The following is a 14,994-nucleotide window of genomic DNA, read 5'->3' as shown; positions in this document are numbered from 1 at the left end:
TTAATAGTTAATAGTTAAATGAGTTTCTCATTCAAACGCAGGAAATGGCCGGGTGGATGACCCAGCCAATGTTTAAAGCTTTGTCGAAAGTGGCTGACTTCACCAAACCCCATCACTTCAGCTATCTCATCTACGCTCTTCTGACCCGACAAAATCAAGCCGATGGCAGCCTGACAGCGAACCTGATCGACCAACTTCTGATAGCTGGTACCTGATTGTGAGATTCTACGACGTAAGGTTCGACTACTGATATTCTGACTGCTTGCCATCTGATCCATATTTGGGCAGTCCGGGAAAGACTGACGCAATTCATCGAGTAAGACCTGGATATAAGAAACTTGCTGATTTGAAGTCGTATTGGTATTACTTTTGTCGAAACAGTAAGTCACAGGAAGTGAGAGATACTTATGATCTATCGTCCATTCATTAAATTCAGCCTCAAATATCACCTCAGCCCCAGTAACCGAAGATAAGAACTCGGCATCTCTTTGTCTTTCAGTCAACAATATTTTATCGGCTAAGATGGCTTGGCCGGCCAAGCCTTTACCCACAGTCAACAAGCCACAAACGCTGTGTTGAAACTGACATGAGTAACGTTCAGGTTTGATTTTTCCCGTGTTTAACCAGCGAACGTACAATTTGCCATCTTCGTGACTGACTAAGGTATCGGTAAAGCTGCCAACAAGCTCAGGATGCGTCAGTACAAACTGCAAACAGTCGCCGATAGTATCGCAGCGACTAAAAAAGCTCAGTAAAAAATCTAAATCTTCCACCGAATATTGATGACCCACTTTGGCACCAATTTCGGCGTCTTGAGTATATGTCTGCAGAAACTCCATGGCGAAATCAGCTTGCCACACATAGATGACCTGCTGATGTGCTAACTCTTGCTCACCGACGCCTATTTGAGAGCACAATAGCTCAACCACCTCTTCACCATAATGCTGACGGAGATAAGCCAGTACATTACGTAATTGATAGGCCGGATAAGATTGATCCCCCACCATCATGTTCGGCTTATAACTCTGAGCCTGTTTCATCTAGAACCTGCTTCTTTTTATTATCTTGAGCTATTTTGTATAAGAATTAACGTCTGTTGAAAAGGTATTTTTGAGGGTTTCACTAATATATTGGAGATTCCCCTTGAAAGTCGCTTCAACGTACGGCCATAAATCAGGCATAAAAAAACCTCCGCAAGCGGAGGTTTTTAGCTTTAAATTAGATTGATAGATTAAAACTTCTGATTAAGGCGCAAAAAGTAAGTTCTACCTAGCACATCATATAATCCGGTATCTGCATCTCGATAATCACGGTATTCGGCAAAGTCGTTTGGTGCTTCTTCGTCAAATAAGTTGTTAACACCAAGAGTTAATGAACCATTCCAGTCATGATAATAGCTAACCTGTACGTTATGCTTGAAGTAGTCTGGACGATCTGCGTACTCATAACCCGTATCAGTTCTGCCGTAGTAGTCATTGGTAAAATCAGCATCTTGAGCTCCAATATATACGGTATTCCAAGCTGCTTGGAAGTTGTCACCCTGCCATGAAACCATGAAGTTACCACGTAGATCCGGTCTTCCTACTTCTCCAACCCATTCAACCATTTCAGCATCTGGTTTTTGTTGCTCTTCAAAAGATAGAATCTTAGTCATCTCAACTTTAAAGCTAAAATCACCGACACCAGTTTCTAAATTATAGCCTGTCACAAAATCAATACCGGAAGTGTTAACACTAGCTAAATTACGATACTGGCTGTGAATTGTCTGAATTTTTCCGTCTGGGCCACGTTTAATAAATTCAGAACCACCGTTTTCACTCTCTTCTTTTACAAGATCTGCTACATCAACAATTTCAATTTTATTATCATATTTAATGCTGTAATAAGAAAGCTCTATGTTCCATGCATCAGTTGCATTCCAAACACCACCCAAGGTAAAGGAATTACCCTCTTCAGCCTCTAGGTCAGGGTTGCCACCGTAAAGTGTCTTGTGCTGCTGAGTAGAACGACAGTAGTTTGCATCTGTATTATCACCACACCAAACCGTATCCATTGTACTTTCGAAACTTAATGCCTCAGAAGCAAACATTTCACCCATGTTAGGCGCACGGAAAGAATCACCATAGCTTGCACGAAGTAACAGCGAGTCAACAGGACGCCAGCTTAGGCCTAATTTGGGAACCACAGCGTCAAATGTCGACTCTTGGTTACCATTATTAGTATTACCATTTTGCTCATAGCGCTCATATCGTAATGCCGCAGACAAATCTACATTTGCAGGTAATCCGACTTGAAACTCAACATATGCAGCTTGACGGGTACGCTCTGCATCAACATCATCACCACCTGAACCACCTGAGATAATCCCGGCAGCAGACTCAGGATCACTTACCTGCGAGAAGTTAATCATCTCATACTCTAGACCACCCACTGCAGCAACAACAACACTGTCCCCTTCTATCAAAGTGCTAGAGATTAATCCGTCAAATTGAGTGCTATCAAATTTACCTTGATAAACCCCAGTATGAGCAGCCTTACCATACAGATCAGTCATTTGAGAATTCCAATCTTCGTAACTCATGCCTGATGTATTAAATAAGTCATAGTTACCTGTATCAATTTCACTTTGAACAATACTGTCATTAATTAAGTTATAATTAAAAGAATTTGTAGTTGATGAAGAATGTTGAGCGTTTAGCTCCCAATCAATACCATTACCGATATCAGCAAAACCAACAAATCCACCTAAAATATCAAAATTATTGCCTTCTGTTAGCGTATCGCGTTCACCTGTCTGCACTGATCGCATGTAGAGGGTCATATCAGTATCAGTAGGATTATAAGGATTATCAGCACCCATCACTGGGTAATTAGTAGATACTGGCGTTGCAGCATAACGAGTATTGGTTTCAGTTAACGTCGCAGACCCCCTACCACGGAATTGGATATTTTCAGTCACTTCGTAATCAAAAGTAGTCATAAAAGAGTTTCTAGTGACATCACCGAATAACTTAGTCACTTCACCATAACTATAACCACAACGTCCATTATTTTCTCCATCATGCCAATCAGTTACATTCTCAGTCTGATCACACATCTCTGAGTTGGTATAGAAGTCATAAATTGGCTTACCGTTTTCATCAAGCTTACCAGTGTCATAATAGCCGTTAGGAACTGAGCTGAATGAGCTATAACCTTCATAATTAGGATCATCTAATGCCCAAATATCTTTATCCATCACAGCTTTAGTGTCGTAATATTCATAAGTGAATGTCACATTACCTTTATCTGTGTTGTAGCCTGCTGCAAGTGAGAAACGGTTTGCATCGCCGCCATCTACACTTGGTTGTTCTGTACTAAAATCAATTGAAACACCTTCAAAATCTTTTTTAGTGATGATGTTAATAACACCGGCAACAGCATCTGAACCATAAACTGCTGATGCACCATCGCGAAGAATCTCAATACGCTCGACAATTGCCATTGGGATCTGAGAAGTATCTGCAGTTGCACCTGAACTTGAACTTGTACCAGGCATACGACGACCATCTAACAATATTAATGTCGCCGAAGATCCGAGGCCACGAAGATTAACACTGCTGGTAGCACTACTGCCTGAACCATAACCAGACATACCACGCCATGAACCAAAACTGTTTATCGCCGAGTTATTTAGTACATCAGCGACTGTCTTCTCACCTGTCATGGCAATATCAGCTGCACTGATAATGGTAACTGGAGATGATGTTTCCATATCAACTTGCTTAATACGCGAGCCTGTGACAGAAATTCGTTCTACTTTTGCACCATCACCTTGCTCTTCAGCAAATGCTAAACCAGAAAATGCTACACTTGTTGTTGCTGCGGCTAATAAGCCAACGCGTACTGCTTTTGCTGTTAAGGTCATTGAGTTCATATATTTTCCCTTATCACTTAGACATTAATTAATAACTGAACGATTAATACTGACATCGTGACAATAATTATTATTTTATTGTTTTAGTTTTTTCAAAACTGTAATTAAACAGTTAATACCTTCGGGTTAAATATTGTTAAAATACAGCACCCAAGTCAACATCAATTACAATCAAACAACCTAAATGATAATAATTGATACATTTACAAGAAAACGATACATTTCAAAAAAACAACAAGCACAAAGTAAAGCCGATAAAATCAATGTGTTACACGTGAATTTAATTCAACAAATGATTGAGCACTCAATGTTAAAAACTGCGGCGACGATAGGATACAAATTGAGACCAGTATATCCCAAATGTTTATTCAGTTAATTAAAATAGCTAGGCAAAATAAATAAAAGACAACAACAAATAACCACTGCAAAACTATAAACCGAAGAAAGATTAAAACCAGAAATATAACTTTAATTAATTATGTATTCTCGAGATAAAAAACCAAAAAATCATGCAAGCAATATACAAACCACGAAATTTACAATTACTAAACAAATACGTGTTAAACTCGTTAACTTACCAGGCAGGAAACGCTCACAAAACAAGAAAAACTCTATTTCAGAGTAAATTATTAACAAATAACCGGGATGTTTCACTTGCTAGAATGAATAAGATAATAGAAACGAGCTAGAGAAAAAGCGACATACTCTTGCTACATTAATCGATGAGAAATTTACAGTTACTGAGACGAGGAGACCTGTAAACATTCAAAATACGGGCAACAAAAAAGGAGCCATAGGCTCCTTTTCAACTTTACTTAGCGTCGAATTAACGAGTGCGTGGGCAAAGCTCTTCTGTGCTGAAGAAGTAAGCCACTTCACGCTCAGCAGAAGCAACCGAATCAGAACCGTGAGCTGCGTTCTCATCGATGCTTTCAGCGAAATCGGCACGAATAGTCCCAGGTGCAGCGTCAGCTGGGTTAGTAGCACCTAAGATGTCACGGTGAGCTAGAACTGCGTTCTCGCCTTCAAGAGCCTGGACCATGATAGGACCAGAAGTCATGAATGCAACTAGTGCACCGAAGAAAGGACGCTCGCTGTGCTCGGCGTAGAAGCCTTCAGCTTGCTCTTTGCTTAGGTGAACCATTTTAGAAGCGATGATTTTCAGGCCAGCAGTTTCAAAACGGTTGTAGATAGCGCCAATGTTATTTTTTGCAACAGCATCGGGCTTAATGATAGAAAAAGTACGTTCGATAGCCATGAGAAGCTTCCTTCATAATAAACAGGTTTTTATTTTCGCGCGGATTATACGAAATTTGACACCAAAAACCTACCTTTATAGCCCACGGAATGCAATATTGCGTTAACTTATCCTGCTTCATCGCTATCCAGTGCCGATTTCAAGCTGAACACTAATACCTGCCGGTATAAACTTGTCTATGCGCCAACGATTTCCAGAGCTCACTGCTCGGCTATCCAGCAGGCTTGGACTGCTTCCAATATGCGCTCATTACAGTGCTCTGGATCATCATCGAACGAATCCAGCGCTAAAATCCATTCACGTAAATCAGTAAATCTGATCGTTTCAGGATCGATTTCTGGATGCGTCTCCAACAAGTCTAAGGCTATATCGAGTGAATCTATCCATTTTAATGGCATATCTAGCCCCTTGAACATATTTGTAATGACTAGAGTATAGCTGGCATCTCACCGCATAAAAAAAGCCAGTCTCGGGAGACTGGCTTAACTATCTTCGACTCACTATCTTCAAATAGACACAAGTTGCGATCAAGACTAGTTAGCCTCACTCACCATATTAACTGTGTATTTAGGAATATCGACCACGAGATCACAATTTGGCACTTTCGTCTGGCAGGATAAACGACTCTCGGGCTCGAGTCCCCACGCTTTATCTAACATGTCATCTTCGAGCTCGTCGCTTTCTGCTAACTCATCGAACCCTTCACGAACGATCACGTGGCAGGTTGTGCATGCACACACCTTCTCACATGCATGTTCGATATTAATACCATTTTTCAAGGCAACGTTAAGAACGGTTTCACCAACATTGGCTTCGACGACTGCACCATCTGGACACAGCTCTTCATGGGGTAGAAATACAATTTGTGGCATCTTTTTTACCTATTGATTACCAATTAATCTATTGATGATTATGATTGATGACTGATCAAATACTGTCAACCGATTGGCCTGTAAGTGCCAAACGGATAGAGTTATCCATACGCTTAGATGCAAAATCTTGCGTGCAAGCATCTAATGTCTCGATGGCTTTTTCAATGGCATCGGTATTATCAAGCGCAGCAACCTGAGCGAGCTCAGCCATACTCTTCTCGATAGTGACACGTTCACCTTCAGATAACAGATCAGCGTCTTTTGTTAAAGCGGCTGTCAGGGTCTCTAAGACCCGAGCCGCCTCTACTTGTTGCTCTGCCAACATGCGTCGGGTGATATCTTCCTTAGCATTGGCCATGGAATCTTTGAGCATGGCACCAATCTCCACATCGGTTAGCCCGAATGAAGGTTTCACCTGAATGCTGGATTTAACTCCGGTAGACTTTTCCATCGCTGTGACGCTGAGTAAGCCATCGGCATCAACCTGGAACGTGACTCGAATGTGAGCGGCACCTGCAGCCATTGGCGGTATGCCTTTCAAGGTGAATCTTGCTAAAGAGCGGCAGTCACCCACCAGCTCACGTTCGCCTTGGACCACATGAAATGCCATCGCGGTTTGACCATCTTTAAATGTGGTAAATTCTTGTGCCTTGGCGACCGGAATGGTGGTGTTACGTGATACCACCTTCTCCACCAGTTCTCCCATGGTCTCTATTCCCAGAGACAGAGGCAAAACATCCAACAACAAGAGATCGGACTCAGGTTTATTACCGACCAATATATCCGCTTGAATAGCGGCGCCTATGGCAACGACTCTGTCAGGATCTATGGATGTCAGCGGCGCCCGACCAAAAAAGTCGGCGACAAGTTGTCTGACCATAGGCACCCGAGTCGAGCCACCCACCATGGCAATTTCAAGCACTTCATCGGTTTTAATCCCAGCGTCACGCAAAGAGCGACGACAGCTGCTTATGGTTTTTTTCACCAATTTACCGATTAATGACTCAAATAAGGCTCTGGTAACCTTGTGCTGTAATTGGCTACCATCCTCTAACGTCAATGAAGCCGTGACCTCAGTATCTTGGGTCAACTGCTCCTTGATGCGTCTGGCTTCGATAAGCAGTTGCCTGCTGATAGTCGCCGAAGGAGTACCCAGCTGCCATTCATTTAATAAATAGTGATGCAAGAGATGATCGAAGTCATCTCCACCAAGCGCAGAGTCACCTCCGGTGGCCAACACTTCGAACACGCCTTTATTCAGACGTAATATAGAGATGTCAAAGGTACCACCACCCAGATCATAGACGGCAATCACGCCTTCTTGCCCCGAATCTAGGCCATAGGCTATCGCAGCAGCCGTTGGCTCATTCAATAAACGTAAGACCTTTACTCCCAAAAGGGCTGTAGCGTCTTTGGTTCCCTGGCGTTGAGCATCATCAAAATAGGCTGGTACTGTGATCACTACCCCTTCGAGAGCTCCGCCTAAGGTCTTCTCTGCCCGCGAAATCAGCGGCTTTAAAATTTCGGCCGAGATTTGCACCGGGTTCACCTGACCTTGCTTAGTCACAAACAGAGGAAGGCCATTTTCACTGGCTTCGAATCGATAAGGAAGATCTTGGCTGCCTGACTGAATGTCACTGAGGCTGCGACCCATAAAACGTTTAACAGAGATGATGGTGTTTTGTGGGTCTTGTGCAGAATAAGATTCTGCTTCGGCGCCGACTTGGATGCCATCGTCCGTGTAACGCACAATCGAGGGCAACGAGTGTCTAGATTGCTCATCGGCCAAGGTGTTAGCAACGCCACTACGAACCGTAGCCACTAACGAATTTGTAGTACCTAAGTCAATTCCAACAGCCAACCTATGTTGATGTGGTACTGTGCTCTGTCCAGGCTCTGCGATCTGCAAAAGGGCCATAAAATTCCAACCTAAATATTAGCCATTGAGAAAGGATAGCTAATCAAAAAAAGAGTAAAAACGACTAATCAAACTGTGCATCTTCGATGCGTTCCAGCTCGATTTGTAATTTTGCCATAAATTTTAATTTACGGATAAGGTCTGCTGCGGAAGCGAGATCCGACTCAGAATGACTGAGTAACAAGCCAGCTAAGTCCAGACTGATACAGTTGCTATACTCATTAAAACAAGCATACAACTCGGTTATCATAGCATCGGGATCTTCACTGTGAGCAATATCTTCTAACGACTCACGCCATTCCATCTGCTGCATCAGAAATTGCGTATCTTTCACCGTGGTCGACTCATGGCTAAGATCTATGCCAGCTAGAGCCAAGATATGTTCGGCTCTCGACAGAGGATCTTTCAATGTCGAGAAGCCATCATTAACTTGAGCGGTTCGTTGAACGGCGATACGTTTATCTTGTTCACTGGAATTAGCAAACTTATCGGGATGAACCGCCCGTTGCAGTTCGTGATAACGTTCTGCAAGGAGGGCGGTGTCAATGTCATAGGAGGGCGTGAGACTAAACAACTCAAAATAGTTCATGGCTTCATTCTTTCGGCTAGTTAGACTGTAAAGCTTTCGCCACAACCACACTCACCTTTTGCATTAGGGTTATTAAACTGAAAACCTTCATTGAGCCCTTCTTTAACGAAGTCCAGCTCTATGCCCTGAAGATAGATAAAGCTTTTTGCATCGATAATGATTTTAACATCTGCAACTTCGTAGACCTCATCATCGTCATTCAATTCATCGACAAACTCGATGACATAAACCATGCCTGAACATCCGGAGGTTTTAAGCCCCAGACGTAAACCAATCCCCTTGCCACGATTGCTCAGAAAGCTTTTAACGCGTTCTGAGGCGGCCGGAGTCATTGAAATAGCCATCTTAACTCCAGAAATTACTTAGCTTGCTTTGACTTATAATCTTCGATTGCTGCTTTAATGGCATCTTCAGCCAAGATAGAGCAATGAATCTTCACTGGAGGCAATGCAAGCTCTTCAGCAATATCAGTGTTCTTAATCGCTGCAGCTTCCTCGATAGACTTGCCTTTAACCCACTCGGTGATCAGTGAGCTGGATGCGATGGCACTGCCACAGCCATAAGTCTTAAACTTGGCATCTTGAATCATGCCCTTGTCATCGATTTTAAGTTGTAACTTCATCACATCACCACAAGCAGGTGCGCCGACCATGCCGGTTACAACTGATGGGTCATTTTTATCAAAAGAACCTACGTTACGTGGGTTTTCATAATGGTCGATTACTTTTTCACTATAAGCCATGATACTACTCCAAAATCTTTATCTGTTGATATACGACTTAGTGGTGTGCCCACTCAACCGAGTCCAAATCAATACCATCTTTAAACATCTCCCAAAGTGGAGACATCTCTCTCAAGTCATCGATAGACTTATTAATTGTTTCGATAGCGTGATCTATCTCTTCTTCGGTGGTAAAACGACCGAGAGAGAAACGGATCGAGCTATGAGCCATCTCATCATTCAATCCAAGCGCACGTAAAACATAGCTTGGTTCTAGGCTGGCCGATGTACAGGCTGAACCCGATGATACGGCAAGATCTTTCAATGCCATCATCAAAGACTCACCTTCAACGAAATTAAAACTCACATTGAGGCTACCGCAATAACCTTGTACTTTATCGCCATTGATGTACGTTTCTTCGATATGCTTGACGCCATCCCACAATCTGTCACGTAATGTTCTGATACGAGCATTGTCTGATGCCATATCGGCTTTAGCGACAGCAGCTGCCTCGCCCATACCAACAATTTGGTGGGTCGCCAATGTACCACTACGCATTCCACGCTCGTGTCCACCACCGTGCATCGTCGCTTCGAGACGAATACGCGGCTTACGGCGCACATATAAGGCACCGATACCTTTAGGTCCGTACATCTTATGGGCCGAGATTGACATCAAATCAACCTTAGTCTTCTGCACATCTATAGGTAACTTGCCCGCACTCTGGGCTGCATCGACATGAAAAACTATTTTCTTGCTACGACAAAGTTCACCTATGGCATCGATATCCTGAATGACACCTATTTCATTGTTAACCTGCATGATGCTGACAAGGATGGTATCGTCTCGCATAGCCGCTTCTATTCGCTCGAGAGGAATGAGTCCGTTTGACTCAGGCTCAAGATAAGTGACTTCAAAACCTTCACGCTCTAGCTGACGACAGGTATCTAGTACCGCTTTATGCTCTGTCTTACTGGTGATGATGTGCTTACCTTTCTTATGATAGAAATGAGCAACACCTTTTATGGCCAGATTGTCTGACTCGGTAGCACCGGAAGTAAATACAATTTCACGAGGATCGGCATTGAGCAGGTCAGCGACCTGATTTCGAGCGATATCAACCGACTCTTCAGCCTGCCAGCCATAACGATGGGAGCGAGACGCAGGATTACCAAAATTACCGTCCATAGTCAGACACTGCATCATTTTCTCTGCAACACGTGGATCAACCGGCGTTGTCGCAGCATAATCTAGATAAATAGGAAGCTTCATCACACACTCCGTACAGCGTAGCCTCAGAGAGGCGAAACAGATGTACAAAAAATAATATAAAATACAAAGTTAACTTATAACGTTACTCTTTGTTCCTGTTGCATTGCGTCTTGCTTCACTGAGATAAATTGAACATCTCGTTTATTCATTAAGCCAGCAAGGCTGATCCCATTTAAGAAATCTGAAATTTGTTTGCTCAAGTCACCCCACAGGGAATGCGTGAGACAACGGGTGCCATTCTGACAATCCCCCTGACCTTTGCACCTGGTTGCATCGACTGACTCATCGACGGCGCGAACGACCATGCCAACTGAGATATCGACAGCATCGGCACCTAAACGGTAGCCACCGCCGGGTCCTCTGACACTTGAGACCAGTCCATGTCTTCTGAGTTTTGCGAAAAGTTGTTCGAGGTAAGAAAGAGATATCCCTTGACGCTCAGAAATATCGGCTAAAGGTACAGGCCCTGATGTAGAATGCATAGCAACATCTAACATAGCAGTGACTGCATACCTGCCTTTCGAGGTAAGTTTCATAGCGACCATGGCTCCCAATAATGCATAGGGGAATTCAAACATACCTGAGTAATTTAGTCAAGTATTAAACCTAGTAAAACAGTCAAGTATTAATGAATTTATAGCACTGAATAATACCCTTCAATTTGACTGGGGTATTTAACCCGTTTATGTCTCAATATTCAATCAATGATTTGGGTTTCTTTCACTGAGAATCAGATAATGGGATCAAACTCATTTATTGCCTTCTCACGTTGCTTTGCCGCAGCCAACTCCGCATCGCTAAAGTCTTCGACGTCAAGTTCTGGTAGTTTATCGGTACACACACTACCGCCCATGGTTTGAATCGCTTGGCAGACTTCTTGAACTTTTGAGTCCATCAGGTGCATATGGTCTAGCATCTGGCCAATGGCATTAGCGACCGGATCCGGGTTATCCGGAGAAACGGCGTAGGCATCGAAGCCATACTTCTTGGCCATCTCGCTACGTCTTTTACTCTCCGCTTTATTGCTAGCATTAGGTGTTGAAACGATGCGGCCAGGTATGCCTACGACTGTGGTATCTTTAGGTACATCTTTCACCACCACAGAATTGGAGCCCACACGCGCACCATCGTTCATGGTGATAGGACCTAATACCTGAGCACCAGCACCAATCACTACATTATTACCAAGCGTAGGATGACGCTTACCCGCTTGCCATGTTGTGCCACCTAACGTCACCCCATGATAGAGGGTGCAATCATCACCAATTTCAGCGGTTTCCCCGATCACCACGCCCATACCGTGATCGATAAAAAATCGATCGCCTATGGTGGCGCCAGGATGTATTTCAACACCGGTTAACCAGCGTGAAAAAGTAGATAAACAACGCGAGAGCAGGCGCCATTTCCGCCGCCAAAGCTTGTGGCTTACCCTATGGATCCAGATGGCCTGCATCCCAGGGTAGTTCAACAATATCTCCAAGGTTCCGTGAGCCGCAGGATCGCGATGATAGATAGAGTTAATATCATCTCTTAATCGAGCAATTACTCCCATGGATCGATTCCTTATGCTTGTTTGTCGTCTTTCGGTGGCATCTTCTTATCTATCGAAGTCAGCATGCCTCGTAAGATATTCATCTCTTGTCTTTCAAGGCGAGCGCGGCTAAACAGACGACGCAATTTGGTCATGACTTGACCAGGGTGCTGTTTAACGATAAATCCAGTGCCTAATAAGGTTGATTCCAAATGATCAAAGAAGTTTTCACGTTCTTTGGCAAAAGGATACTCAATTTTTTCTTCGACATAATCTGCAGGGCGGCCTTTCTCAAACTCACGCTTCTCGTGCTCTAAATGAGCGACACGCGCCTCGTAACAGATGATCTGCACGGCCTGAGCTAAATTCAATGAGGTATATTCAGGGTTCGCTGGGATAGCTACATGATAATCGCACTTCTGCAACTCTTCGTTGGACAAGCCATTATTTTCACGACCAAATACGATTGCAACTGGACCATCGAGTGCTGACGCGACTAACTTTTCGCCAGCTCCTCTTGGATCAAGCATAGGCCAATCTAGAGTGCGGCTACGTGCACTAGTAGCGATAACCAAGCTGCAATCGGCAATCGCCTCGGCAACGCTATCAACTATGACCGCATGTTTTAATATATCTGACGCACCGGCTGCCAGCGCTACAGAGTGGCCATCGGGTTGGACCTTAGGTTCAGCTAGATATAAAGTAGAGAGCCCCATGGTTTTCATTGCTCGGGCGGTAGAGCCAATATTGCCAGGGTGGGATGTGCCGACGAGTACTACACGAATGTTGCTGAGCATGAAACTACTTAATTTTGATGATTAAACAATTCACAGATATTAACACAGTCAACTTTGTTTGCTTAATACAAAAATCGGTATTTGATATATTCACTAGTTAACGTATACTACGCCCCGATTATTATATCTGTTCTTTAACATCCAGGGGATTGTAATGCATCCGATGCAGACTATTGCCGTGCGCGCCGCTCGCGCCGCCGGCCAAACGATTATACGTGCTTTTGCTGAACTCGATAAAGTCGAAGTGACAGCGAAAGGAGTGAATGACTACGTGACGAATGTAGACATAGAAGCTGAAGCCGCCATTACATATCAGATCCGTAAATCTTACCCAGATCACACTATTATTTGTGAAGAAAGTGGTGAGAACAAAGGCGAGAATAAAGATTACATTTGGATCATTGACCCTCTGGATGGCACTAACAATTTTGTTAGAGGCATTCCTCATTTCGCAGTATCTATTGCCGTTCAGTACAAGGGCAAGACAGAAGTCGCTGTAATTTATGATCCAATCCGTGATGAACTATTTAGCGCGGTACGTGGTAAAGGCGCTAAGTTCAATGATTTCCGTATGCGCGTATCTAAGCATAACGATCTCAAAGACACTATCTTAGCGACAGGCTTCCCATTCAAAGCCAAACAGCACACAGAAACTTACATGAAAATTTTCGGCTCATTGTTTACTCAATGTGCCGATATGCGCCGTGCAGGTTCTGCAGCTTTAGATCTTGCCTATGTCGCAGCGGGTCGTGTAGACGGCTTCTTCGAAATCGGCCTCAAGCCCTGGGATATTGCTGCAGGCGATCTCATCGTACGTGAAGCTGGCGGTACGGTTACCGACTTCACAGGTAATCACGGCTATATGACTTCGGGCAATATCATAGCTGGCGCTCCGAAAACGACTTCAGCTATCGTTAAAACGGCTCGTCCTTTACTGAGCGAAGCACTTAAACGCTAAACTTAGCGTTTGAAAGAACAGATTTAAAAGCCATCAGCCAGATGGCTTTTTTATTTCAGCAACGCTTAGTATCTTATACAATTGTCATTGGTCACAGCTTCCAAGCCAAGCAGCAAACACTAGCTGGTTATTCATTTCCCTATGTATACCAATAATGTGAGTCCCATCACATAGAAAAATAAGCAGAATCCTCAAATATTGCTACCATAAAAAAAACACCTACCAGAGATCGCTATGGGAAAGCTATACAGTCACTACGGTTCGAAAAGTCTTAAAGCTGTCGAACATTTCGTACTCATTATCATTGCCATCGCGACAATAGTCGCCATAGGTCAGGAGATAGTACATATCATCGGAAATGCCAGAGTCGATTTAGCCGATCTATTATTGCTATTTATCTATTTAGAAGTACTGGCTATGGTGGCTAATTATGCCGAATCTGGAAAACTACCTATACGCATGCCTATCTATATCGCGATTGTGGCACTGGCGCGTTACCTGATACTAGATATAAAAGCCATGGATGATTGGCGAATTATGACCATAGCATTATCAACTCTAGTACTCTCTATAACCGTTATTGTTATTCGCTGGGGTCAACTTAAACTTCCTTACCCACGTAAAGAAGAGCACTAACAAGCGATCACTTCACTCACCTGGTATCCGTCGATAGAATACTAGGTGAGCAAACTCCTCCATGCCGTCATCGCTATTACTAATGCCATTCAATATCCACGAACTTTGTTTTTAGAACAAAAATTATGCTACTTTTAAAGAGCTTATTTTTCATTCCGCATTAGGGATTTTTATGCAAGATAATACCGAAGACTTAGATGAACGACGCACCTCCTTCAGAGTCGACCTTGAAGCCGAACGTATTCTCTTGGCTTGGCAAGATGAAAACGGCCAGGAACAAACAGACGATGGGATCTGTGTCGATCTGGCGAGGCACGGGGTGCTAATTGAATATAAAAAGAGTTTTAAAGTGGGGGATCTTCTCACTATAACCTTTAATCCGGATAATGATAAAAAGCATATGGTCAAAGGGCAAGTCTGTCGAACCAACAGCTGTAACCCCAAAAGCTTCCATATCGCAATACAACTTATATAAGCGTTAGCCCCTATGTCCGCAGAGGGAGTTTTCGGCAAAACTCTATAGTC

General features: G+C 43.5%; 16 protein-coding genes. 3 read left to right on the top strand and 13 right to left on the bottom strand.

The window, feature by feature from the left end; all coding sequences use genetic code 11:
• Positions 1 to 14: 14 nt before the first annotated feature.
• From FM037_RS10640 to trmJ, 13 genes are all read right to left on the bottom strand, one after another.
• On the bottom strand, positions 15 to 1,040 hold the full coding sequence (locus tag FM037_RS10640) for an AraC family transcriptional regulator (RefSeq protein ID WP_185977002.1): 1,026 nt from the start codon (positions 1,038 to 1,040) through the stop codon (positions 15 to 17).
• 191 nt (positions 1,041 to 1,231) lie between these two features.
• On the bottom strand, positions 1,232 to 3,916 hold the full coding sequence (locus FM037_RS10635) for a TonB-dependent receptor (RefSeq protein ID WP_144045980.1): 2,685 nt from the start codon (positions 3,914 to 3,916) through the stop codon (positions 1,232 to 1,234).
• Positions 3,917 to 4,742: 826 nt separating this feature from the next.
• The gene (ndk, locus tag FM037_RS10630) at positions 4,743 to 5,174 is read right to left on the bottom strand and encodes a nucleoside-diphosphate kinase (protein WP_144045979.1); all 432 of its coding nucleotides are present in this window, start codon (positions 5,172 to 5,174) and stop codon (positions 4,743 to 4,745) included.
• 200 nt (positions 5,175 to 5,374) lie between these two features.
• Positions 5,375 to 5,572, bottom strand: coding sequence for a Fe-S cluster assembly protein IscX (iscX, locus tag FM037_RS10625; RefSeq protein ID WP_144045978.1), 198 nt, complete (start codon positions 5,570 to 5,572; stop codon positions 5,375 to 5,377).
• A 135-nt stretch (positions 5,573 to 5,707) separates the two neighbouring features.
• Positions 5,708 to 6,046, bottom strand: a complete 339-nt coding sequence (fdx, locus tag FM037_RS10620; RefSeq protein WP_005497949.1) for an ISC system 2Fe-2S type ferredoxin — start codon at positions 6,044 to 6,046, stop codon at positions 5,708 to 5,710.
• A gap of 55 nt (positions 6,047 to 6,101) precedes the next feature.
• Positions 6,102 to 7,964, bottom strand: coding sequence for a Fe-S protein assembly chaperone HscA (gene hscA / locus FM037_RS10615; protein ID WP_144045977.1), 1,863 nt, complete (start codon positions 7,962 to 7,964; stop codon positions 6,102 to 6,104).
• Positions 7,965 to 8,028: 64 nt separating this feature from the next.
• Positions 8,029 to 8,553, bottom strand: a complete 525-nt coding sequence (gene hscB / locus FM037_RS10610) for a co-chaperone HscB (RefSeq protein WP_144045976.1) — start codon at positions 8,551 to 8,553, stop codon at positions 8,029 to 8,031.
• 20 nt (positions 8,554 to 8,573) lie between these two features.
• Positions 8,574 to 8,897 carry an iron-sulfur cluster assembly protein IscA gene (gene iscA, locus FM037_RS10605; protein ID WP_144045975.1) on the bottom strand — a complete coding sequence of 108 codons (324 nt, stop codon included), beginning with the start codon at positions 8,895 to 8,897 and terminating at the stop codon, positions 8,574 to 8,576.
• Between the two features lie 14 nt (positions 8,898 to 8,911).
• The gene (gene iscU / locus FM037_RS10600; protein ID WP_005497959.1) at positions 8,912 to 9,295 is read right to left on the bottom strand and encodes a Fe-S cluster assembly scaffold IscU; all 384 of its coding nucleotides are present in this window, start codon (positions 9,293 to 9,295) and stop codon (positions 8,912 to 8,914) included.
• Positions 9,296 to 9,332: 37 nt separating this feature from the next.
• Complete coding sequence (locus tag FM037_RS10595; RefSeq protein WP_144045974.1) at positions 9,333 to 10,547, bottom strand: IscS subfamily cysteine desulfurase; 1,215 nt, start codon at positions 10,545 to 10,547, stop codon at positions 9,333 to 9,335.
• Positions 10,548 to 10,621: 74 nt separating this feature from the next.
• Positions 10,622 to 11,083 carry a Fe-S cluster assembly transcriptional regulator IscR gene (gene iscR / locus FM037_RS10590; protein WP_144045973.1) on the bottom strand — a complete coding sequence of 154 codons (462 nt, stop codon included), beginning with the start codon at positions 11,081 to 11,083 and terminating at the stop codon, positions 10,622 to 10,624.
• Positions 11,084 to 11,277: 194 nt separating this feature from the next.
• Positions 11,278 to 12,099 carry a serine O-acetyltransferase gene (gene cysE, locus FM037_RS10585; protein ID WP_144045972.1) on the bottom strand — a complete coding sequence of 274 codons (822 nt, stop codon included), beginning with the start codon at positions 12,097 to 12,099 and terminating at the stop codon, positions 11,278 to 11,280.
• Positions 12,100 to 12,110: 11 nt separating this feature from the next.
• Positions 12,111 to 12,875 (bottom strand): tRNA (cytosine(32)/uridine(32)-2'-O)-methyltransferase TrmJ, encoded by a 765-nt coding sequence (trmJ, locus tag FM037_RS10580; protein ID WP_144045971.1) that lies wholly within the window; start codon positions 12,873 to 12,875, stop codon positions 12,111 to 12,113.
• Between the two features lie 154 nt (positions 12,876 to 13,029).
• Here trmJ and suhB point away from each other — a divergent pair, with 154 nt between their 5' ends.
• The 3 genes from suhB (at position 13,030) to FM037_RS10565 (ending at position 14,944) form a co-directional block, all read left to right on the top strand.
• Positions 13,030 to 13,833, top strand: a complete 804-nt coding sequence (gene suhB / locus FM037_RS10575; RefSeq protein WP_144045970.1) for an inositol-1-monophosphatase — start codon at positions 13,030 to 13,032, stop codon at positions 13,831 to 13,833.
• A 234-nt stretch (positions 13,834 to 14,067) separates the two neighbouring features.
• Positions 14,068 to 14,469 carry a phosphate-starvation-inducible protein PsiE gene (locus FM037_RS10570; protein WP_144045969.1) on the top strand — a complete coding sequence of 134 codons (402 nt, stop codon included), beginning with the start codon at positions 14,068 to 14,070 and terminating at the stop codon, positions 14,467 to 14,469.
• A 172-nt stretch (positions 14,470 to 14,641) separates the two neighbouring features.
• A complete protein-coding gene (locus FM037_RS10565) occupies positions 14,642 to 14,944 on the top strand; it encodes a PilZ domain-containing protein (RefSeq protein WP_144045968.1) in 303 nt (100 codons plus the stop codon).
• Positions 14,945 to 14,994: the final 50 nt, after the last annotated feature.

The organism is Shewanella psychropiezotolerans, assembly GCF_007197555.1.
In the GTDB taxonomy this organism is placed as follows: domain Bacteria; phylum Pseudomonadota; class Gammaproteobacteria; order Enterobacterales; family Shewanellaceae; genus Shewanella; species Shewanella psychropiezotolerans.
The sequence above is the reverse complement of the archived record's forward strand: the minus strand, read 5'-3'. Positions and strand labels throughout refer to the sequence as shown.